Annotated in this window: 19 protein-coding genes; all 19 read left to right on the forward strand. The window is 52.6% G+C overall.

Annotation, left to right across the window (positions count from 1 at the left end; all coding sequences use genetic code 11):
- The first annotated feature begins 26 nt into the window (after positions 1–26).
- The 19 genes from rnr (at position 27) to pilQ (ending at position 22,172) form a co-directional block, all read left to right on the forward strand.
- Positions 27–2,153, forward strand: a complete 2,127-nt coding sequence (gene rnr / locus R2940_10490; GenBank protein ID MEZ4600201.1) for a ribonuclease R — start codon at positions 27–29, stop codon at positions 2,151–2,153.
- A gap of 27 nt (positions 2,154–2,180) precedes the next feature.
- Positions 2,181–3,188 (forward strand): bifunctional riboflavin kinase/FAD synthetase, encoded by a 1,008-nt coding sequence (locus tag R2940_10495; protein MEZ4600202.1) that lies wholly within the window; start codon positions 2,181–2,183, stop codon positions 3,186–3,188.
- On the forward strand, positions 3,185–4,048 hold the full coding sequence (gene aroE, locus R2940_10500) for a shikimate dehydrogenase (protein ID MEZ4600203.1): 864 nt from the start codon (positions 3,185–3,187) through the stop codon (positions 4,046–4,048). The genes R2940_10495 and aroE overlap by 4 nt, the downstream gene beginning before the upstream one ends.
- 92 nt (positions 4,049–4,140) lie before the next feature.
- Positions 4,141–5,841: a type IV-A pilus assembly ATPase PilB gene (gene pilB / locus R2940_10505; GenBank protein MEZ4600204.1), complete on the forward strand. Its 1,701-nt coding sequence runs from the start codon at positions 4,141–4,143 to the stop codon at positions 5,839–5,841.
- 128 nt (positions 5,842–5,969) lie between these two features.
- Positions 5,970–7,079, forward strand: coding sequence for a type IV pilus twitching motility protein PilT (locus R2940_10510; protein MEZ4600205.1), 1,110 nt, complete (start codon positions 5,970–5,972; stop codon positions 7,077–7,079).
- A gap of 99 nt (positions 7,080–7,178) precedes the next feature.
- On the forward strand, positions 7,179–8,396 hold the full coding sequence (locus R2940_10515; GenBank protein MEZ4600206.1) for a type II secretion system F family protein: 1,218 nt from the start codon (positions 7,179–7,181) through the stop codon (positions 8,394–8,396).
- Complete coding sequence (locus tag R2940_10520) at positions 8,393–10,072, forward strand: ATP-binding protein (protein MEZ4600207.1); 1,680 nt, start codon at positions 8,393–8,395, stop codon at positions 10,070–10,072. Before R2940_10515 ends, R2940_10520 begins: the two co-directional genes overlap by 4 nt.
- An 86-nt stretch (positions 10,073–10,158) precedes the next feature.
- Positions 10,159–11,547 (forward strand): sigma-54 dependent transcriptional regulator, encoded by a 1,389-nt coding sequence (locus R2940_10525; protein ID MEZ4600208.1) that lies wholly within the window; start codon positions 10,159–10,161, stop codon positions 11,545–11,547.
- 333 nt (positions 11,548–11,880) lie between these two features.
- Complete coding sequence (locus R2940_10530; GenBank protein ID MEZ4600209.1) at positions 11,881–12,429, forward strand: prepilin-type N-terminal cleavage/methylation domain-containing protein; 549 nt, start codon at positions 11,881–11,883, stop codon at positions 12,427–12,429.
- Positions 12,430–12,621: 192 nt separating this feature from the next.
- Positions 12,622–13,167: a prepilin-type N-terminal cleavage/methylation domain-containing protein gene (locus tag R2940_10535; protein MEZ4600210.1), complete on the forward strand. Its 546-nt coding sequence runs from the start codon at positions 12,622–12,624 to the stop codon at positions 13,165–13,167.
- Positions 13,168–13,280: 113 nt separating this feature from the next.
- Complete coding sequence (locus tag R2940_10540) at positions 13,281–14,021, forward strand: ABC transporter ATP-binding protein (GenBank protein MEZ4600211.1); 741 nt, start codon at positions 13,281–13,283, stop codon at positions 14,019–14,021.
- Positions 14,018–14,830, forward strand: coding sequence for an ABC transporter permease subunit (locus R2940_10545; protein MEZ4600212.1), 813 nt, complete (start codon positions 14,018–14,020; stop codon positions 14,828–14,830). The genes R2940_10540 and R2940_10545 overlap by 4 nt, the downstream gene beginning before the upstream one ends.
- A gap of 23 nt (positions 14,831–14,853) precedes the next feature.
- Positions 14,854–15,708 carry a hypothetical protein gene (locus tag R2940_10550; GenBank protein ID MEZ4600213.1) on the forward strand — a complete coding sequence of 285 codons (855 nt, stop codon included), beginning with the start codon at positions 14,854–14,856 and terminating at the stop codon, positions 15,706–15,708.
- 99 nt (positions 15,709–15,807) lie between these two features.
- The gene (locus R2940_10555; protein MEZ4600214.1) at positions 15,808–16,584 is read left to right on the forward strand and encodes an A24 family peptidase; all 777 of its coding nucleotides are present in this window, start codon (positions 15,808–15,810) and stop codon (positions 16,582–16,584) included.
- 503 nt (positions 16,585–17,087) lie between these two features.
- Entirely contained in the window at positions 17,088–18,155 is a 1,068-nt protein-coding gene (gene pilM, locus R2940_10560) for a type IV pilus assembly protein PilM (protein ID MEZ4600215.1), read from the forward strand.
- Positions 18,152–18,724: a PilN domain-containing protein gene (locus R2940_10565; protein MEZ4600216.1), complete on the forward strand. Its 573-nt coding sequence runs from the start codon at positions 18,152–18,154 to the stop codon at positions 18,722–18,724. Before pilM ends, R2940_10565 begins: the two co-directional genes overlap by 4 nt.
- A 13-nt stretch (positions 18,725–18,737) precedes the next feature.
- Positions 18,738–19,346, forward strand: a complete 609-nt coding sequence (locus R2940_10570; GenBank protein ID MEZ4600217.1) for a type 4a pilus biogenesis protein PilO — start codon at positions 18,738–18,740, stop codon at positions 19,344–19,346.
- Positions 19,343–19,873 carry a pilus assembly protein PilP gene (locus R2940_10575; protein ID MEZ4600218.1) on the forward strand — a complete coding sequence of 177 codons (531 nt, stop codon included), beginning with the start codon at positions 19,343–19,345 and terminating at the stop codon, positions 19,871–19,873. Before R2940_10570 ends, R2940_10575 begins: the two co-directional genes overlap by 4 nt.
- 4 nt (positions 19,874–19,877) lie before the next feature.
- Complete coding sequence (pilQ, locus tag R2940_10580) at positions 19,878–22,172, forward strand: type IV pilus secretin PilQ (GenBank protein MEZ4600219.1); 2,295 nt, start codon at positions 19,878–19,880, stop codon at positions 22,170–22,172.
- Positions 22,173–22,277: the final 105 nt, after the last annotated feature.

A 22,277-nucleotide genomic window follows, 5' to 3' on the forward strand; every position in this document is an offset into this window, starting at 1 on the left:
ACGAGTTTTTCAAGGATTTCCTTGATATGCCCCTTTCTCCGGATGATCTTCTCCAATTTCTGCATCGTCGGCCCGGCCGGGCGATGACCGCCCGGGAGATTCTGGCCGCTTTCAATCTTTCCAGAAAAGAACGGCAAGAAGCTCTGCGTCTGCTGGAAAAAATGGTGGAGGAGGGTCTGCTGGGCCAAAAGGGCCGGCGGTTGATCCCTATCCGGCGTCGTGATTTGCGGGAAGGAAGAATATCGCTTCATCGCGACGGGTACGGCTTTGTCAGCTTGGACAAGGAAGAGGGAGATCTTTTTGTCCCGGCCCGCTATCTCGGGGGAGCCATGGATGGCGACCGGGTCGCTGTGCGGAGCGACCGCCGGGGACGGTCTGGCCGGCCTGAAGGTCAAGTTTTACAGGTTTTGGAGCGTGCCCACAAAACTGTGGTCGGGCGGTTCGAAATCCAGCACCGCCAATGTCTGGTTTTTCCCGCCGATCCCCGGATCAGCCGTCCGCTGCTGGTCGACCCTCCTCCCTCATCAACGCGGCCGGGACAGATTGTTGTTCTGAAGATCGATACTTATCCCGCCGAAAATCGCCTTGCCCGGGGGCATGTCGTGGAAGTGCTCGGAGATCCGGAGGATCCCCGGGTGGAGATACGGGTCATTGCCCACAAATTCGACCTGCCCTGGATATTTCCTGAAGAGGTTGTGCAGGCCGCAGCCGAAATGCCCGAAAAAGTCGTCGAGGAGGACCACGTCGGCAGGGAAGATCTGCGGGATCTGCCTTTGGTGACCATCGATGGAGAAACGGCCAGGGATTTCGACGACGCCGTGGCGGTGCGGCGCGAAACGGGCGGCCGCATTCGACTTTGGGTGGCAATCGCCGACGTATCCCATTACGTCGCTTTGAACGGCGCCATCGATCGGGAGGCCTATGAGCGGGCCACCAGCGTCTATTTCCCCGGCTTCTGCATTCCGATGCTGCCCGAGGCTCTCAGCAACGAGCTCTGTTCGCTGAAGCCGGACCAGGACCGGCTGGCCATGACCGCCGAACTGTTGTTCGATGCAAACGGCCACCGGGAATCGGCACGCTTCTACCCGGCCCTCATCCGCAGCCGGGCCCGTCTGACCTACACCGAGGTGCGGGATATGGTGGTCAGTGGGGATCAGCAAATCATCGATCGGTATCCGGATATCTTCCCGCAGGTGCTGATCATGGAAGAACTCGCCCTGCGGTTGATGGCCATGCGCCGCCAACGGGGCAGTCTGGACTTCGACCTGCCGGAGGCGGAGATCGTGCTCGACCTTCGAGGCCGGCCGGAGGATATCGTCCGGGCGGAACGAAACATCGCCCATCGGATCATTGAGGAATTCATGCTGGCGGCCAATGAGGCGGTAGCGACCTGGCTCACGGAAAAAAAGCTCCCTTTGCTCTATCGGATCCATGAGTCGCCGGATCTTGAGAAAATGCAAGATTTTCAGGAGTTCATGGCTCATCTGAATTACGGTTTGAACCTGGGGGAGGATGGCGTCGAACCTGACCGATTGCAGAAACTGCTCGATGAAGTGGAAGGGACCCCGGAAGAGAGGGTGGTTCACCACGTCCTGCTAAGGAGCATGAAGCAGGCCCGCTATTCCCCTGATAACGCAGGTCATTTCGGCCTTGCGGCGGACCTGTATTGCCATTTTACGTCACCGATAAGGCGCTATCCCGACCTGGTGGTCCACCGTCTTCTGCGCGAGGCTTTGAAAAGCCAGGGGTTGCCGGAAAAGCGTACAGCCTTCTGGGGGCGCCGCCTGCCTGGCATCGCCGAGCATACTTCCCGAAACGAAAGGCGGGCCATGGAGGCCGAACGGGATGTCATCGATCTGAAAAAATGCCAGTTCATGCGCGACAAGGTGGGGGAGGAGTTCCCGGGATTCATTTCGGGAGTCCAGCCCTTCGGTTTCTTTGTCGAACTCAGGGACGTCTTCGTCGAGGGTCTCGTTCATGTAGCCACATTGAAAGACGACTATTACCAGTACGATGAAATACTGCACCGCCTTACAGGCCAGAACCGCCGCCGTGAATTTAAGGTCGGAGAACAGGTAGACGTCCGTCTCTCCAAAGTCGATATCGACCGGCGGGAGATGGATTTTGAATTGGTGACCGACAGTCGTGGATAAAAACAGCAACCAGCAACTGATATTACAATGCGCATCATAAGAAATCTGGATGAACTGACGGAACCTTTGCCTAACGCGGTCGTGACCATAGGCAACTTTGACGGCGTCCACCTCGGCCATCGGGAAATTTTTCGAAAGGTGGTTGCCAGATCCCGGGAGCTTGGCGGCACTTCAGTCGTATACACCTTTGTTCCCCACCCACTTCGAGTGATAAAACCCCGGCATGCACCACCCCTGATCAGCACCTACAGGGAAAAGGAAATTCTCATTGAAGCGTCCTGTATCGATGTCCTGGTCTGTGCTCCCTTTGACAGGAAAATGGCAGAAATGCCCGCGCACCTTTTCGTGCGCGATGTGCTTGTGGAAAAGATCGGGGTTCGTCATCTGGTAATCGGATACGACTACCTGTTCGGCAAGGGCCGCGAAGGCAATGCCGAACTGCTGCGCCGGATGGGGGAACACCTGAATTTCAGTGTCGAGGTGCTGGCGCCCATGACCGAAGGGGGGGAGGCGTTCAGTTCGACCCGTATCCGGGATATGATCCTGCAAGGAGAAGTCAAGGAGGTGACCGGGCTTCTGGGGAGACATTTCAACTTCGAAGGCACGGTTGTTCACGGGTTCAAGCGGGGGGTAAAGCTGGGTTTCCCGACCGCCAATCTGAAGACCGACAAGGAATTGCTGCCGAAGATCGGGGTCTATGCAGTCAAAGTCAAATGGAACGACAGAATTCTGGATGGTGTTTTGAATATCGGCAATAATCCGACTTTTGAGGCTGCCGGACAATTTATCGAAGTGCATCTTTTTGATTTTTCCGAACAGATTTATGGCGAAAATTTAAGGATTTATTTTATTCAGAGGCTGCGTGACGAGATGAGGTTCGAAAACTCGGCGCGACTTGTGCATGCTATCCAGCAGGACATTCGCAAGGCACGGGAAATCCTCGCAAATACACGTATTATCCGGTACCAGGATTATCTCGATTGCGGCACCGCGCTGCCCCTTGAATTCAAAGCGAATGGAGGGGAAGCGGGATGACGTTGAGCGGGACCACCAGGATTTTGGGTATCTTTGGAGACCCGGTTGCTCATACCCTGTCGCCGCTGATGCAGAATGCCGCCCTGCGGCAGACAGGCATTGATGCCGTTTACGTTCCCTTTCATGTCAAAGCCGAAGAGCTGGGTGATGCCGTACGTGCCCTTCGGGTACTGAATATCTGGGGCGTCAATGTTACCGTGCCTCACAAGGAGGCGGTTTGTGAATGGCTGGATGAGGTCGATGCTGAGGCCCGCCTGATCGGCGCCGTCAACACCATCGCTAACAGGAATGGAAGGCTGGTCGGCTTCAATACTGATGCGACCGGATTCCTTCGATCCCTTCGACAGGATCTGAATTTTGATCCCTGCAGCAAGAAAATCCTGCTGCTCGGGGCCGGCGGTGCCTGCCGGGCGGCTCTGGTTGCCCTGGGTCAGGAAGGCGCTCGACACATACATGTCGCCAACCGAACCCCGGAACGGGCCGAAGCTCTTGTTCAGGAATTCGCCGCGGTTTTTCAAAAAACCCGGCTGGACTACTCTGGTCTCGACAGTGATGCATTACGGGTGGCGGCCAAGGATTTGGATCTGGTGGTGAATTCTTCCGCCGTCGGGTTGAAGGGCGAGGCGTTCACCGCGCTCCCCTGGCAGTCTTTTGGGCCGGAAGTGGCCGTCTATGATATGGTTTACGCTTTGCAAGGAACGCCGCTGGTTCGAGCAGCCCTGGAAAAAGGTCTTCGGGCCGTTGGGGGACAGGGCATGCTGGTGTGCCAGGGTGAGGAGGCATTTTCAATCTGGACCGGCCGCAAATCTCCAGATGGGGTCATGAAAACGGCTCTGGACGAAAAAATGAACGTTTCCTGAGCCAAATTCTTGACAGCCTGTAGGGGTCTCTATAAGATGCCGCCGGTGAGCCTGTTCCGACTCTATCTAAACAGGGGAAAAATGGTTCTTATATGACGAGCAACAGGTTGGGAGAATTACTGGTCCGCAATCAGCTGATCAGCAGCAAACAGCTTACGGATGCCTTGACCGATCAGAAGGCCCACGGGGGCCGCTTGGGATCCAGCCTGATCAAGCTTGGCTTCGTCAAGGAAGAAGAATTATCCGCCTTTCTTTCCAAGCAGTACGGTGTCCCATCCATCAATCTGGCCGAATTCGATGTCGACCTCGAAGTCATTCGGCAGATACCTGCAGAAATTGCCCAGAGATATCAGATCGTCCCCATTAATCGGGCCGGTTCGACCTTGATCGTTGCCATGAACGATCCGTCGAATATTTTTGCCATCGACGATATCAAGTTCATGACCGGCTTCAATGTGGAAGTCGTGGTGGCGACCGAGTCATCCATCAAGCATGCGATAGACAAGTATTATGATCAGAGCGCCAGCCTGGCCGACGTCATGGGGGACCTCGAGGATATCGACCTCGAGGTTGTGGAAGACCAGGACGATGTCGATGTCGGCGCTTTGGCAAAAGCGACCGAAGACGCCCCCGTCGTCAAGCTGGTCAACCTGATTCTGACCGACGCCATCAAAAAGAAAGCCTCCGACATTCACATCGAGCCTTATGAAAAATCCTTTCGGGTTCGGTACCGGATCGATGGGGTTCTTTATGAAGTGATGAAACCGCCCATGAAACTGAGGGCGGCCATAACCTCCCGCATCAAGATCATGTCGGAGATGGACATCGCCGAGCGTCGCCTCCCCCAGGACGGCCGCATCAAGATTAAATTGCCTGGCGGAAAAGACATGGATTACCGGGTCAGTTGCCTGCCGACCCTTTTCGGTGAAAAGATTGTTCTGCGTTTGCTGGACAAGTCGAACCTGCAGCTCGACATGACCAAGCTTGGGTATGAGGAGCAACCCCTGAAATGGTTCAAGGAAGCCATTCACAAACCTTTCGGCATGGTTCTGGTGACCGGTCCGACAGGTTCGGGAAAGACCGTTTCCCTCTACAGCGCACTGGCTGAACTCAATGACAGTTCCTTGAATATCTCGACGGCTGAAGACCCGGTTGAATTCAACTTCGCGGGGATCAATCAGGTCCATATGCATGAAGAGATCGGCCTTAATTTCGCCAACGCCCTGAGATCCTTTCTGCGCCAAGACCCAGACATCATCATGATCGGCGAGATTCGGGACTTCGAAACCGCCGAAATCGGGGTCAAGGCAGCCCTCACGGGACATCTCGTGCTGTCGACCCTGCACACCAACGACGCGCCGAGCACCATCAGCCGTCTTCTCAACATGGGCATCGAACCCTTCCTGGTTGCCTCCGCAGTCAACCTGATCACGGCGCAACGCCTCGGCCGCCGGGTCTGCTCTGAGTGCAAGGTGGTCGAAGAGATTCCCAAACAGGCTCTGCTGGATGCCGGTGTTCCTCCCGAGGAGGTCGACGAGTTTGTCTGCCATCGCGGCGAAGGCTGCGCCAAGTGCAACAACACCGGCTATAAAGGCCGGGTGGGCTTCTATCAGGTCATGCCCATGTTCGAGGAGATCAGGGAATTAATCCTGGCCGGGGGCAATACGGCCGAAATTAAACGGGAATCGATGCGTCTCGGGGTAAAGACCATGCGCCAGGCGGCCCTCGCCAAGCTGAAGCAGGGAATAACCTCCTTTGAAGAGGTCCTGCGCAGCACCGTGGGGGATGATTGAAAAGCGGTGACTGGTTGCTCGTAGCTTGTGACTCAACGAGCCACGAGCCACGACCAAGCTTGGCCCAAATTTTGCTAATTTGTCCCAATGTTCTGGATCGTTTTTGGTTTTCAAGGGGGTGAAACTCAATGGTTGGAATTCGAGAACTGCTCAAGGCCATGGTCGATATGGGGGCTTCCGATCTGCATATCACCTCGGGGGCACCCCCTCAGATCAGAATAGACGGTCAGATCAAGGCTTTGCAGCATGAACCCCTGCAGCCTGCCGAGACCAAGCAGCTCTGCTACAGCATTCTGACCGACGCCCAGAAGCGGAAGTTCGAAGAAGAAAACGAGCTGGACCTGTCATTCGGTGTCAAGGGTCTGGCGCGATTTCGCGGCAACATTTACCTGCAGAGAGGCGCGCTGGCGGGCGCATTCCGGCTGATCCCCTACAAATTTCTCTCCTTCGAGGAATTGGGACTGCCGCCGGTGGTCAGAGAGCTGGCCCGGAAACCCCGCGGACTGGTTCTGGTCACTGGTCCTACCGGCAGCGGGAAGTCGACAACCCTTGCTTCAATTATCGATTTCATCAACAGCGAACGCCACGAGCACATCATCACCATCGAAGACCCCATCGAGTATATCCATCCCCATAAAAAGTGCCTGGTGAACCAACGGGAGGTGGGGGCGGATACCCAGTCCTTCAAAAAGGCACTCAAGTATATTTTGCGGCAGGATCCTGACGTGGTTTTGTTGGGCGAATTGCGTGACCTCGAAACCATCGAAGCTGCCCTGACCATTGCGGAAACCGGGCATCTCTGTTTCGCGACCCTGCACACCAACAGCTGCGTTCAGACCATCAACCGCATTGTCGACGTATTTCCCACCAACCAGCAGACCCAGGTACGCACGCAATTGTCTTTCGTTCTCGAAGGGGTTCTTTCACAAAATCTTCTGCCCAAGGGCCAAGGGCGGGGAAGGGTGTTGGCTCTCGAGGTCATGGTGCCGAATATGGCCATACGCTCCCTGATACGGGACGACAAGGTCCACCAGATCTATTCCCAGATGCAGATGGGGCAGGAAAAGTTCGGCATGCAGACGATGAATCAGTCGCTGTTCACTCTGTACCACAAAAAACTGATCAGTCTGGATACCGCCATGTCCCGCTCCTCTGATCCGGACGAACTGAAGCAGATGATTGCCAATCCTGCAGCAGTTTTGCGACGACAGGTCAATGTCGGGGTGCAGAAGGCTTAATGGCAGAGGCTAATAGCTGGTAGTTGGTGGCTGGGGGCCAGAAAACCAGCAACTTTGAACTAGCAGCTGATTTTAAAGCAACGAGCAACGAGGTATGAAATGGCCAAATTCGCTTGGGAGGGAAGAACCCGCGGCGGGCAGGCGCAGAAGGGAGAGATGGAGGCGCCCAGCGAGGCTGCTGTAGCGGCCCAGCTGCGTCGTCAGGGGATCATGCCCGGAAAGATCAAGGAACGGGGCAAGGGCCTTGATAAGGATCTGAAAATCCCCGGATTCGGCGGCAAGGTGACCACCAAGGACCTGGTCATTTTCACACGCCAGTTCGCCACCATGATCGATGCCGGTCTGCCCCTGGTACAGTGTCTCGACATTCTGGGCCGGCAGATGGACAAGGATGTCTTCAAAAAAATCCTGGTCGAGGTCAAGGAGAGCGTGGAGGCCGGACAGACATTTGCCGATTCGCTGCGCAAGCACCCCAAGGCTTTTGATGATCTGTTCGTCAATCTGGTGGCGGCAGGCGAGGTGGGGGGGATTCTCGATGTGATTCTCAACCGTCTGGCGGCCTACCTGGAGAAAGCCCAGAAGCTGAAGAAGAAAGTGAAAAGCGCCATGACTTACCCGGCGACCGTTGTCGGGATCGCGCTTGTCGTCATCGCAGTCATTCTGTTATTCGTTATCCCTGCCTTTGAAAAAATGTTTGCCGATTTCGGCAGTGCCTTGCCGATTCCGACTCAAATCGTAATCAATCTAAGCAATTTCATCCAGAAATATATCATTGCAATCATTTTTGTCACCGCTATTCTTGTCTATGCAATCAAGCGGACCTATCGAACCAAAAAAGGGCGGGAATTCATCGACCGCAACGCCCTCAAGGCTCCTGTATTCGGGATTCTCATTCGAAAGGTGGCCGTCGCCAAGTTTACGCGCACCCTCGGAACAATGATTTCCAGCGGTGTACCGATCCTGGATGGCCTGGAGATCGTCGCAAAAACCGCCGGTAACCGGACAATTGAAAACGCCATTTACCGGGTCAAGCAGAGCATCAGCGAAGGGAAAACTATTGCAGAACCTTTGGAGAAAGCGGGCGTTTTCCCTCCCATGGTTTGTCAAATGATTGCCGTCGGCGAACAGTCTGGCTCGATCGACACCATGCTCAACAAAATCGCCGATTTCTACGACGACGAGGTTGATGATGCCGTCAGCAACCTGACCGCCATGTTGGAGCCGATGCTGATGCTGTTTCTTGGAACCACCGTTGGGGGACTTGTTATCGCTATGTACCTGCCCATTTTCAAGATTGCAGGAACGGTGGGCGGTTGAGTAATCATTTTAAGGCCAGTATGGAAGGTACTTTCAGCGCTAGTCCGACGCGGCGATTTCTCAACTGGTACCTGGCGGTTCGCATCTTTGTTATTACCCTGTTTCTCGGTGGAACGTTCGTCAGCCAGTTGCGGGGAGCCGGCCCGGATAATGAGCACCTTTCCTGGCTCTATCTGCTGGTAGCCGCCGCCTATGGCCAATCTCTGGTCTTCCTTCTGCTGTTTGTCCGACAACGAGGTTGGCGAATTCTGTTTCAGGCCCAGATAGGCTGGGATCTGCTTTTTGCCAGCTGTCTTATCTACCTGACCGGCGGGCTTGTCAGCCAGTTTTCCTTTCTATACATACTGATCATCTTCAGCGCCAGTTTCTTCCTGTCGTCCCGAAAAGTTTTTGTCATTGCCTCCGCAGCTGCCTTTCTCTATGGCAGCCTTATCAATCTTCAATTTTATGGGATTCTCCCGGTGTTGCCGGGACATCCTGCTCTTATGGAAAACGCGGGGCGTGAGGCTCTCGTTACCGTTTTCGTCAATATAACCGGCTTTATGCTTGTCGCCTTTTTGAGCAGTCAACTGGTGGAAAACCTCAGGCTGAGCGAAGAGGCCAGACACAAAAAACAAATCGATTACGAAGAGCTGGAAATTCTTAATCGAACCATCCTGTCCAACATCCCCAGCGGTCTGGCCATTATCAATCCCTCAGGGCGGATCCGATTGATTAACGCCGGGTCCACACAAATTACCGGTTACCTTCTCGAGGAAATCTACGACCGTGAAGTCGCAGCGCTCTTCCCTGAACTCGAGGTCTTCGCAGAGGGACAGTTTATTACGATCCAGCGTGGGGAAACGGTTTTGAAGGACAAGGCGGGAAATCTCAGGCCGGTTGGATTTACCTCTTCCTTGGTTCGGGATGCCGGCGAGTCCATTCTTGGGCTACTCATTACCTTTCAGGACCTTTCCAGGCTGAAAGAGATGGAAGAACAGCTCAAACGGGCCGATCGTCTTGCGGCAGTCGGACAACTGGCGGCAGGCATGGCCCATGAAATTCGCAATCCATTGGCATCTATCAGCGGCTCGGTGCAACTTCTTATGGAAGGGGCCGAGATACGCGAGGAAGACCGGCGTTTGATGGGTATTGTTGTCAGGGAAGCACATCGCCTCAACCAATTACTGACCGATTTCCTGTTATTTGCCAGACCGCCTGCACCCAAGTGTACGGTTGTCGATATTTCCGAGCTGCTGGACGAGTTGAGCGAAATGCTGCAAACTGATGGGCGATTTGCAAACATTGAACTGAGAAAAGATTACCGGTGGGGATTCGAACTCTGGTGCGACCGGGCGCAGATTCGCCAGGCGTTGTGGAATCTGCTGGTGAACGGGGCCGAAGCCATGCCTCAGGGGGGGGTATTGCGCTTGGGCGTTGACCGTATGCAATCCATCATCTATGTCGAAGACAGCGGACGGGGCATTCCGGAAGAAATCCGCAATCAGATTTTCGACCCCTTCTTCACCACCAAGGATCATGGTACCGGCTTGGGCCTGCCCAACGTCTACGCCATAGTCGAAGCTCACGGAGGAAAGCTCGAGGTCGGAAACGCAGAGGGTGGAGGAGCGCGGTTTGCGGTGCGATTTGCCAGGAGACCCCCCTCTCAAGCTTCCCCCGTTGGGGGAAAGAGTTGATTTCCCTTACCAGGAGGTTGAGGGTTTAGGGAGGGGGGGCGATGGTGGAAATGCCATCCGATTCTATAATTCGTAAGAGGGCGAAGATGACCCAGGACAGGCACAAAATCCTTGTCGTTGACGACGAAGAGAGCATGCGTGAATTTCTTTCTATCATGCTCCACCGTGAAGGGTATCAGGCCGATGCGGCTGCCGATGGCGCCCAGGCCATTGCTCAGTTGAAGGAGCATGTCTACGATCTGATTATTACCGACATCAAGATGCCCCGGGTTGATGGCTTCGGTGTTCTCGACTACGCCCTCGAGATGGCCCCGGAGACCGCGGTAATCATGATTACGGCCTTCTCCACTACCGAGCAGGCGGTGGAGGCCATGAAAAAAGGGGCCTACGATTACATCACCAAACCTTTCAACAACGAAGAAATTCGCCTGATCGTCAAAAATGCCCTGGAACGAAAAGCCCTCCGTCAGGAAAACCTGGAACTCAAAAAGGAACTGGGCCAGCGTTATTCCTTCGCCAATCTTGTCGGCAAAAGCCGGCGCATGCAGGAGGTCTATCAATTCATCGAAAAAGTCGCCGACAGCAAGGCGACCATTTTAATTACCGGCGAAAGCGGTACCGGCAAGGAAGTTGTCGCGAAGGCGATCCACTACAACAGCAACCGGAAGGATCAGCCTTTCGTAGCGATCAACTGCGGAGCCATCCCCGAGAATCTCCTCGAGAGCGAACTGTTCGGCCACGAAAAGGGTTCCTTCACCGGGGCCGTCCAGCAAAAGGCCGGTCTGTTCGAGGTCGCCGACGGCGGCACCATTTTTCTGGATGAAATCGCTGAGCTGCCGGCAATGATGCAGGTCAAATTACTGCGGGTCCTGCAGGAACACGAGTTCCGTCGGGTCGGCGGCACACGGAACCTTAAGGTGGATGTGAGACTCATCGCCGCCACCAACAAGGATCTCGAACAGGAAGTCACCGACGAGCATTTCCGCGAAGATCTTTTCTATCGTCTCAATGTCATTCGTGTCAACCTGCCACCGCTGAGAGAACGGCGGGAAGACATCCCGCTGCTGGTCGAACATTTCCTCCGCAAATTTACCGGCAGGGAGGAGATAACGGTTTCTGAAACCCTGCTGCGACGTTTGCTCGATTATTCTTGGCCGGGAAATATCCGCGAACTGGAGAACACTGTCGAGCGTTGCGTGGTCCTGGGCAGCGGAGATGATTTGGAGGAGGGACTCCCCGACCATATCCGCAGCCAGCGACAGGGAGGCAATAGCGGAAGTCTGGAAGAAATACCCGACGAAGGCCTCGATCTCGATGCCTATCTCGGCTCAATCGAAAAGGACATTCTGCTCAAGGCTCTCGACAAAGTAGGTGGGGTGCGCAAGCGCGCTGCCGAACTGCTCAACATCTCATTCCGTTCCATCCGCTACCGCTTGGCCAAGTTCGGCATTGATGCGGATGGGGAAGAAGATTAGAGGCGGGCAAGAGCCGGATGCGGCCCCTGACCTTTAACCCCCCTCAACAATTATTGTCACCCCGCGACAGACAGAAATTGACACCTCCATGTCCAGCTCTCGCTCTGGTTTTTCTAAAGGGGAAAAAAATTCTATAAAAAGCAAAGACTTTTGGGTATTTCATAGAATTTTTGCTGTTTGGCACTTTTGTTGCATTTTTTGATTGCCGATAACAAAACGCAAGGGTTTTGCTCTTATCTGCTCGATAATGCAAGCAATTGAAACCCAATTGGTTGGGGTACACTGTCGATGCCTCGGCATCAAGAATCCAAACATTCGAAAAAGGAGAATCACATGTTGAACAAGTTCAGAAAGTCCCAAAAAGGTTTTACCCTGATCGAACTGTTGATCGTCGTCGCGATCATCGGCATCCTGGCCGCCATCGCCATCCCGCAGTTCGCCGCCTACCGGCAGCGGGCCTTCAACTCCGCTGCCACCAACGACATTGTCAACATTCAGAAGTCCCAGGCCGCCTTTTTTACCGATTGGCAGAATTTTGGCAGATCAATTGATACTGGAGCAGGTGGAGCTTTGGGTGCCGGTACTTCCCTGGATGGGCCTGCTACTGCTAACGATGGTATCGCCGATGCCACCCAGTTCATGCAGATCGGCCTCAGCAACAACGTCCGCCTCATTGCAAGCACAAATGGTGGTGGCGATGCCTTCAATGCTGCCTCCAAGCATGATCAGGGTAGCCGGGCCTTTGCGGTGGACAGCGACACCACTGCTACCTATTTTCTTGAAGATGCCACCACCGACCCGGGTGATCAGTTGGCTGCTGCTCATTGTATCTTACCGGTCTCCGGCGCTGACGAGTACGCAGCTACCTGGACTGCAATGTAAGGCTGTTCATCTGTAAGGGCTACAATCAAGTTAACTGAAAAGGCCGGCCCTGCGCCGGCCTTTTCGCAAGAACCCGCAGATATCTGGAATGCTGGATTGAAATACGAGCTCTTTCCGTTTTTGCAGTTTTACCTTTTTAGATTCGTTCGCAGAGAGTTTTAGGCTGCTGAAGGAACGGGAGGCGATGCAACAATGTTGTCCGGAAGAAAATGGAAAAGCAATGGATTTTCTCTGGTTGAGTTGCTCATTGTTTTAGCGGTAATAGGAATCCTCGCTTCCTTGGCCATTCCCCAATTCGCCTCCTATCGCCAACGAGCTTTCAATGCCGTTGCACTGTCTGATTTAACCAGCCTGCAACAGACGGAGGGCAGCTTGGCCATTGATTGGCAGGAATTCGGGTTGACAACCAATAGCGGTGCTGTGGTTCTTGCTTACGGGAACGGTATCCATCTGCAAGGGCCCGGGTCCAGCACGGACGGTATAGCCGGGCTGCGATTTTTCTTGCCGGTCAGCATAAGCTCTAATGTCAGTCTCGTGGCAAACACCGACTCCGTTTCGGGAGGATCTTTTACCGTTTTGGCAAAGCACCTGCATGGGACCCGTATTTATGGTGCGGACAGCGATGTAACAGCTACTTTTTTTCAAGCCAGCACAGGGAACCTCAGCCTGGCAGGGACGGGGGTGACTGTTCCTTCGATACTCGACGTAAATGATTTCGCAAGCTGGTCCCTGCTTTAGCTCCCATATCCTCTAGGATTCAAGGAAGGGCTTTTCTTTTGGCTGGGTTTTTTGTTATAAAATGGCATTAAAACCATCACCGACCCGCATTTCCCCCGAAAGAATCGATCCCCATGATTGAGGTCAATTCCGTTTCCAAAGCCTTTAAGACAGGCTTTTCCGGTAAAAAAGTTCAGGCTTTGACCGATCTGTCCCTTCAGATCCCAAAAGGCGAGGTATTTGGATTTCTTGGTCCCAACGGCGCCGGCAAATCTACCACGATCAAACTGCTGCTCAATCTGATCCGGCCCGACGTCGGAGACGTGTCAATACTTGGCAGAAACGTCAGAGATGCCAAAGTGCGTCAGGCTGTCGGATATCTTCCGGAAAATCCCTATTTTTATGATTATCTTTCCGCTGAGGAACTGCTGTGGTTCGGGGGGTGTGCTTCGGGAGTCAAGCACCATATCCTCAAGGAACGGATCAACCACATGTTGGAACGCGTAGGCCTGCTGGCCGCGCGAAAGCGCCATCTGCGCACCTACTCCAAGGGGATGGTGCAACGTGCCGGGCTTGCCCTGGCTTTGATCCATGATCCAGAAGTCGTCATCCTTGATGAACCGATGAGTGGGCTCGATCCCTTAGGGCGCAAGATGGTGGGGGACTTGATTCTCGATTTGAAATCAGAGGGAAAGACAGTGTTTTTTTCCTCCCACATTCTCAATGACATAGAGCGGTTCAGTGACCGAATCGGCATTATTTCCGGCGGACGTTTACGCCTGGTCGGAGGTTTGACCGAGGTCGTGCCCGCAGGGGACGACCTGGAGGCAGTCTTTATGAGAATCGTCCGGGAAAAAGGGGGCGTTCCGGTATGAATACTGTATGGCCCCTGGCCGTGATCACCTATAAGGAAGGCATACGCAACCGGGCTATTTATGGCATCTTTCTGCTGGCTCTGCTGCTTTTTGCCGCCAATTTTCTGATTTGCGGAATGATCATGCAGGAAGTCGGCAAGGTAGCGGTCGATATCGCTCTTTCAGCCGTCTCTTTTTCCGGATTGCTGCTGGTGCTTTTCGTAGGCATCAATCTGCTGGCGAAGGATCTGGACCGCCGAACAATTTACATGGTACTGGCCCGCCCCATCTCCCGCAGCCAGTACATATGGGGCAAGTTCGTCGGCATGGTCCTGCTGATTTTGACCACGGTGGCTTCCCTCGGCGCTTGCGCCGTGCTGTCTATCTATTCGGTCAAGCTGACTTTCCCCAATTATTTCTCCCGTTTCGCCTGGGGGCCGGTTATTATGGCTCTGGCCCTGATATTCGTGATGCTGGTCTTGCTGACCGCTCTCAGCTTTCTTTTTGCTTCCTTTACCACCAGCTCCTTCGTGACTTTGATACTCACGGTGATCAGCTACCTGATTGGAAATGGCGTTGCTGCCATCAAGGCATTGGTGGAAGCTCCTGAGGTGGTCGGCATCGAAATTCCAAAGACGACTGTGCGCCTGATTAATCTGGCATACTATCTGTTTCCCAATCTTTCCCTTTTCGATATAAAGGTGCAGGCGTCCCACAATCTGCCGATTCCTTGGACCTACTTTGTCGGCACCATGGCATACGGAATAGTTTATTGCACGCTGGCGGTGCTACTATCAGGACTGATCTTTACCAGAAGAGAATTTCCATGAGGAGATTCGGCACCATCTGCCTGTTGCTGATCTGCCTTGTGTCTGCGCATGTGGTGCTTCTTAATGAAGCCGGCAGGGCAAGAAGGGATCTGCCCGTACCTGGCGACCATGGCCTTGTCGTGCCGGGGCCGTTGCTCAGGTTAATTGCCGGGGAGTTTCGTGGAATCGCAGCAGATTTTCTGTTCTTGCAGGGTCTGGTAGCTTATGGCAGAACTCTCGAACAGGATCTTGGGAAAGAGGAAAAGCATCAGGCTTGGCACCGTGTCTATCGCTTGATGGATGCCAGCACCGATCTGGATCCCTACTTCTTTGATCCTTATTATTTCGCCAACGCGGCTCTCAGCCGAAATCCGGCCATGGTTCCGAAAATCAACGCCATGCTGGAAAAGGGACTTCATCGGCGCGATTGGGATTGGATGCTGCCTTTTTTCCTTGGATTTAATCATTTCTATTATCTGGAAGACAATGCGAAAGCGGCCGAGTTCCTTATGATCGGTGCCCGTCGTCCTGGTGCCATGCCCCTGTTGGCCACTCTCGCCGCGCGCCTGACTTATCAGGAAAATCGCACCGAAAACGCCATTGTGTTTTTACGCGGTATTTTAAGTCGAACCGAGGATGAGCAGACTCGTGAGTTGTATCGCACTCGCCTGGAGGCTCTGGAAAAGATTTATTATCTGGAGCGGGCATCGGCTGTTTATCGGCAGCGCTTCGGCAGGGCGCCAAAAGATGTGCGGGACCTGCTGGTTGCCGAAATTATTCCCTCGATTCCTGAAGACCCCTATGGAGGTTCTTTTTACCTGGCGCCCGACGGTTCGGTTCAATCAACCAGCGATCTGACCTATGCCAAGGGAAAAAGGAAAATTGATGAAGATGGATAACCTGTGAGGCGGCAATTCGAACTGCATTTTTCGCTCGAACCTGCGTTCCTTCTGTCACAGAATGTTGAACCTTTAACTAACAATTCATAAGAAAATATTATGTCTCCACTTATTTTCAATACATCCATTTTTATTTTCGGGGCCATTATCGGATCTTTTCTCAACGTCGTTATCCATCGCATCCCTAACGGTGTATCGATCATTTCACCTGCATCGCGATGCCCCCAATGCGGGGCAGCCATCCGCTGGTACCAGAATTTCCCCATTTTGAGCTATCTTGCTCTTCGAGGGCAGTGTGCGAAGTGCGGCTCTCGAATCTCTCCTCGCTATCCGTTGGTCGAAGGATTGACGGGGGCGCTGTTCCTCTGTGTATGGCAGGTCTTCGGCTGGCAGATCGCTACCCCCCTTTATTGGGTTTTTGTCTCCTCTCTTGTGGCGATTACTTTCATAGACCTTGATCATCAGATTATTCCGGATGTCATCAGTTTGCCTGGAATCGTGGTCGGATTCATGACGGCGCTCGCTATTCCCTGGCTCTCCTGGCTTGATTCTCTGCTAGGTATTCTGATTGGTGGCGGCAGCCTTTATCTGGTCGCGGTGGTTTATGAAAAATTCACTGGCCAGGAAGGCATGGGTGGCGGAGATGTCAAGCTGCTGGCGATGATGGGGGCCTTTCTCGGTTGGAAATCGGTATTCCCGGTGATCTTTCTCGGCTCTCTGGCGGGATCACTGGTTGGGATACCATTGATGATCGCCAAGCGCTCCGGCGGCAAACTTGCAATTCCCTTCGGGCCTTTTCTTGCTTTGGGCGGCATTGTATGGCTTTTGTGGGGAGGTCAATTAATTGACTGGTATTTCAATCTTTTCGTAAGATAAATACGAACTCGATAAGCCTTTAAAGGAAAAATGAAAGAATTTTATTTTTAATTTTTTGCAAAATGTTAGTGAACGCTTTTATTCAGATATCAAGGTTGCCCTTCCATCAAATATATATCAGCCGCTGCTTCCTTTCTCCGGATGTTTTCTACAGTTGTTGCCTCTCCCAAATAAATTTCAAAAAAATTTCCTTTGGGTCGGGGCTGCAATTCCATTCGAAAACCTTTCAGTAAATTCAAATCCTGTTTACATTTAAAAAATATGGGTTTGGACTGTTCTAATTCTTGTTGACAGTGAACTCGATTCCCCTATAATGAGGCTGGCTCTTTCCCGGCCGACCGCTATGAAAGTCTTTATCTTCCATTGAAGTACGACGGATTGTCAGGGTAAAGGCAAAAAAGGCTTGTCATGATGGCATGACCTTTGCTGAGTAGAGGAAGACATGTCGAAGTTGACTCTCAGCGAGTTACCATTTTTTATCCATCAATAATTGGGGACTCCAGATGCTACCTGGGCTATTAGGGGCAAAAAAAAATGTCGTAGGGATTGATGTCGGGTCGAGTTCCATCAAGCTGGTTCAGTTGAAAGAGGTAAAGGGCCGATATCGATTGCTGAACCTCGGGGTTGCCCAATTGCCGCCCGAGGCGATTGTCGACAATACCGTCATGGATTCGGTAGCTGTTGTGGACCGGATCCGAAATCTCGTGGAAAACCAGAAGATCAAGACAAAAAATGTCGCCACTTCCGTATCCGGTCACTCGGTAATCATTCGAAAGATCACCATGCCGGTCATGACGGAAGAAGAGGTGCAGAATTCAATAGAATGGGAAGCCGAGCAGTTTATCCCCTTCGAAATTTCCGAAGTCAATCTCGACTTCCAGATAATCGGTCCCGACCCCAATGACTCTGCCCAGATGACTGTGCTGCTGGTTGCCGCTAAAAAAGATTTTGTCAATGAAGGACTTTCTATTTTCAATGAATGCGGTTTGAATCCGGTCGTGTTGGATATCGATTGTTTTGCTCTGCAGAATGCTTTCGAGGCCAATTACGGCATAGAAGAGGAAAAAATCATTGCTCTGGTCGATATCGGCGCCAGTGAAATGAACGTCAATGTTTTGAAGGGCGGCAGCTCTGTTTTTACCCGCGATATCCAGGTCGGCGGGAACATGTTCAGCGAGGAGATTCAAAAGCGCCTCGGCCTCAACAGTGAGGAAGCCGAACAGGTCAAACTCGGAGCGGACGTTGAAGGTGTCGATCGGACCGCCGTAACTGAAGTCATGAGTGAGTCGGCGGAGAGTTTGGCTCAGGAAATTCAGCGTTCTCTCGACTACTTTTCCGCCACCTCCTCGGATGACAAGGTTGACAGAATTTACATCAGTGGCGGGGTGTCGCGGACTCCCGGTATGGTTGATGTCCTGGAACAACGCATCGGTGTCCCGGTCGAGCTGCTCGATCCCTTCCGCGAAATTGAAATTGACGAGGAGATTCTTGATCGCGACTATGTCCAGGCGGTTGCTCCTCTTTTTGCGGTCGGAGTGGGGCTTGCCATGAGGAGGTTCGGCGACAAATGATTCGAATCAATCTGCTGCCGGTCAGAGCTGCGCAAAAAAAGGCCAGACTGCAGGGACAGTTGGCTGTGGTTGGTCTGGCATTAATTGCAACAGGGGTGGTTTGTGCCATGTTGTATGCCTCCATGGCAGTCAGGATCTCCTCTCAGAAAAAGGACATTACCCGGATCGAAAAGGAAATCGACAGCCTGAAGAAAGTCATCGGGGAAGTGGCCACGATCAAGCAGCTGCAGAAGGAATATCAGTCCAAGCTGGATGTCCTTGAAGAGCTGAAGCACAAAAAGACCGGGCCTGTTCACCTGCTTGATGAGCTGAGCCGGGTTCTTCCCGAAAAACTCTGGCTGGAGGATTTCAAGGAAACTGCCGGCAGCATATCCATCAAAGGAATCGGGCTGAATGAGGCTACCGTTGCCAGGTTCATGAGAGATCTTGAGACTTCCCCTTATTATCAGGGAGTTGAGCTTCAGGTCACGGAGCAGACAACTGAAAAAAGCGGTTTGAAGTTGCAAAAATTCGATTTGACCTGCCAGGTTCAAAGGCCTGCCTCTCCTACGGCTACGGCCTCGAATTAGCGAAGGGGGAAGGATGAATCCCACGATCGAAAAATTACTAAAGCTTCCGCTGTATCAGCGGGTTTTGATGCTGGCAGGGATAGTCGGGGTCATAGCCGCAGGTTTTATCTACCTTATCTATCTGCCTCAATCCCAGGAGCTTTCCGGGTTAAAGGACCGTCGGGAAAGACTGGAGGCAAAACTCGAGGAAGACCAGCGGATCGCAGATAATCTCCCGAAATTTCGGGAGGAATTTGAGAAGATGAAAAAACGCCTGGATCTGGCTCTGGCGGAATTACCGAACGAAAAGGAAATCCCGACCCTTCTGACGAATATCGCCGGGTTGGCTAAAGATAATGGACTCGATGTTCTTCGATTCAAACCTGGAAGTGAAGTACCTCAGGGTTTCTATGCCGAGGTGCCAGTGGAATTAAAGCTGGTCGGTTCCTATCATGAAGTGGCAATGTTTTTTAACGACATTGGGAACATGTCCCGGATTGTGAACATCAACAATCTTCAGATGGGAGGTGCCAAGGCAGATGGTGGTCGAAATCTGCTGTCGGTGGAATGTCTTGCGACCACCTTTCGCTTTGTTGACAATCCCCAAGAGCAGCAAGGCAACAAGAAAGGGACGAACCAATGACCCCCAAGGTGATTTCTAATCTTTTAACGCTGCTGGCTGCTAGTCTACTTCTGGCAGGGTGCTGGAATGAAAAAAGTGACGTGTCATCCAATTCAGCAGCAACCCGAGTTGCTTCTCCAAGGGTCACGAAACAGGCTACAGAAGCGGTTGATCCAGCTGTTGAAAAATCCCCTCCTGTCTATGTCTACAATCCGGCCGGAAAACGTGACCCCTTCGAAACCTTGTTGATGATCCGAAAGCCTGTTGATGATGCGAATGAACCACGAACCCCTCTGCAGGAATTCGAACTGGGTCAGTTTCGGCTTGCCGGCATAATTGTTGGAAAGGATGATCCTGTGGCAATGGTTATGGCCCCGGGAGGGAAGTCCTATATTTTGAAAAAGGGCGTGAAAATCGGCAAAAATGCCGGGACGGTAATGGATATTCAAAAGGATGGTGTCCTGGTTGAAGAGCGGTTCTATGATTTTTCCGGGGAGTTTCGGAAAAGCATTCAGAAGATCGAGCTTCCTGAGCGGGAAGGAGTGTAATGAGATGGGTGAGGTTGCATTCAGGTCAAAAAGAGAAAGTCGGCCGTATGCCCTGCTTTTGCTTTTGGGGGTCATGACCTTCGCGCTGGTCTTTCAGCCGATTTTGACGGGGGCAGTGGAAACGGATAAGGAAACAGCGGCTATCAGCCAGGAACAACCTGTTGCCAATACCGAGGTTTTGGTGGAGACCTCCGAGCAAGAGGCCCGAATGGATGGCTCCATGGCCTTGAGCACGGAAGTCCCGGCGAAAAAGGTTGTTGCTGTGCATGCCGAAAAAGGCTCTGTTTCTTTGCAGACGGATGGCAAGATAAATACATTCAAGTATTTTCCGTTGGGGGCACCGAGTCGGCTGGTTGTCGATCTTTACGGAGTGGCTCCTGATTTAACCAAACGCGCCTTTCCGCTGGATTCAGGATTCAAAAGGATCAGGGTCGGAACATACCCGGATAAGACAAGATTCGTTTTTGATGCCGCTTCCACCAGTCTTCCGGACTATTCGGTTACTTCCACTGAAAACATTGTAAAGGTTGAATGGCAGGAAACTGCTGAAAAGAAGGTTTCTGCGAAAAAAAACCCTTCGAACACGCATTCCGGCGTGCCGGCGACAATCAGCAATATTGACTTCCAAGTCGAAAATGGACGGTCCATTCTGACCGTTGCTGTTTCAGAGCCGGCGGGGATTATCGAACCCGTTGCCAACGGGGATGTAGTGAGGTTCGGAGTAAAAAATGCCAATATCAGTCGGGCCCTTCGACGAGCTATCGATCCTTCATCCTTTCCGAGTGCAATTCGGCTGATCACTCCGTATGTAGTTCTTTCCGGGACAACACAGGATGTGCGTTTTGCAGTTGAGCTGAAGGGCCCGGTCCCCTACTCCTTGGAAAAGGCAGATGGTAGAATCCGGTTTATCGTGGAGGACGGTCCTTTTGCCGAAGCTGTTCCGGTTGCTTATGAAACCCGTGATGTTCCAGTGACATCACATCCCGCGAAAAAAACCTTTGCCCAGGCCGTCCAGACAACAACTGCACCAAATGTTCAAATGGCTGCTGTGGATACGACGTTTGATCAAAGGGGGGACAGATTTTATACCGGCCAAAAAATTTCCCTGGTATTCGATGATGCCAACATCCGTAACATTCTGCAGTTGATCGCTGAAGTGAGCGACCTTAATATCATTGCCGGTGACGAGGTCAAGGGAACCATCACCCTGCGTCTTGTAGATGTACCCTGGGACCAGGCTTTGGAACTGATTATGGACATCAAGGGCTTGGGCATGCTGCGCGATGGAAATGTTGTCCGAATCATGCCCAAGGAACAGATCCATAAGATGCAGGAAGATCAATTTGCAGCAGCCAGGAAATTGGAGAAACTCGAAGACCTGGTAACCGAGGTCGTCACCGTCAACTATTCCAATATTGAGGATGTTGGCAAGCGGAGCAAGGAGTATCTCAGCGAGCGAGGCAAGGTTATCGAGGACATCCGCAACAAGAATTTGATCGTGACCGATATACCCTCTGTCGTTGACTCCATCAAAAAAATGGTTGCTCTGGTCGATACGCCGGAACGACAGGTGCTGATCGAAGCACGGATTGTCGAGGCGAGATCCACCTTCTCCAGAGACCTGGGGGTCAATTGGGGGATAACCTACAATAGTGAACCTGGCATTAACACGACTCCTAACCTGACAGGGCAAACGGGTGGTGGCGGAAGTTTTGCTCTGATTCCGGAATTGGTCACCGCTGGCGCCGGTGGTTTTGCCTCATCCGTTAGATTTGGCAATACGGCAGTCGACAAACTGGTTCTTGATCTTCGCCTTTCCGCCCTTGAACAGACCGGGGATGGGCGAATCATCTCCACTCCGCGTGTTACAACTCTTAACGGTCAGGAGGCCGAGATTGCTCAGGGTACCGAGATCCCTTATACGACCATCAGCGATGAGGGCCCGAAAACCGAGTTCAAGAAAGCCGAACTGAGCCTCAAGGTCAAACCAGAGATCAATCCTGATGGATCCATTTTCATGTCCATAACGGCCCGTAATGATTCTCGTGGTGAAACCGTTCCGACTATAGAGGGTTTCGCTGTAGCCATCGATACCAAAAAGGCTGAAACCAAGGTCATGGTTCAAGACGGAGAGACGACAGTTATAGGCGGTATCTTCATCGAGGACAAATCTGAAAGTGTTTCCGGGATACCGTGGCTGAAAAACATTCCGGTTCTCGGTTACCTGTTCAAAAGCAGATCGGTCAGTGAGCAGCGCCGTGAACTGCTGATTTTCATCACTCCCCGTATTTTGGAGTAGAAAAAGCGAGTCTTTTCCGCTATTGTTGAGCCGTTGATGAAAAAAAGGACAGGTTGCCGCCTGTCCTTTTTTTCAGGATCTGGAAGCAACTCAGTTGAAAGGCAG

The organism is Syntrophotaleaceae bacterium, assembly GCA_041390365.1.
Taxonomy (GTDB): Bacteria; Desulfobacterota; Desulfuromonadia; order Desulfuromonadales; family Syntrophotaleaceae; genus JAWKQB01.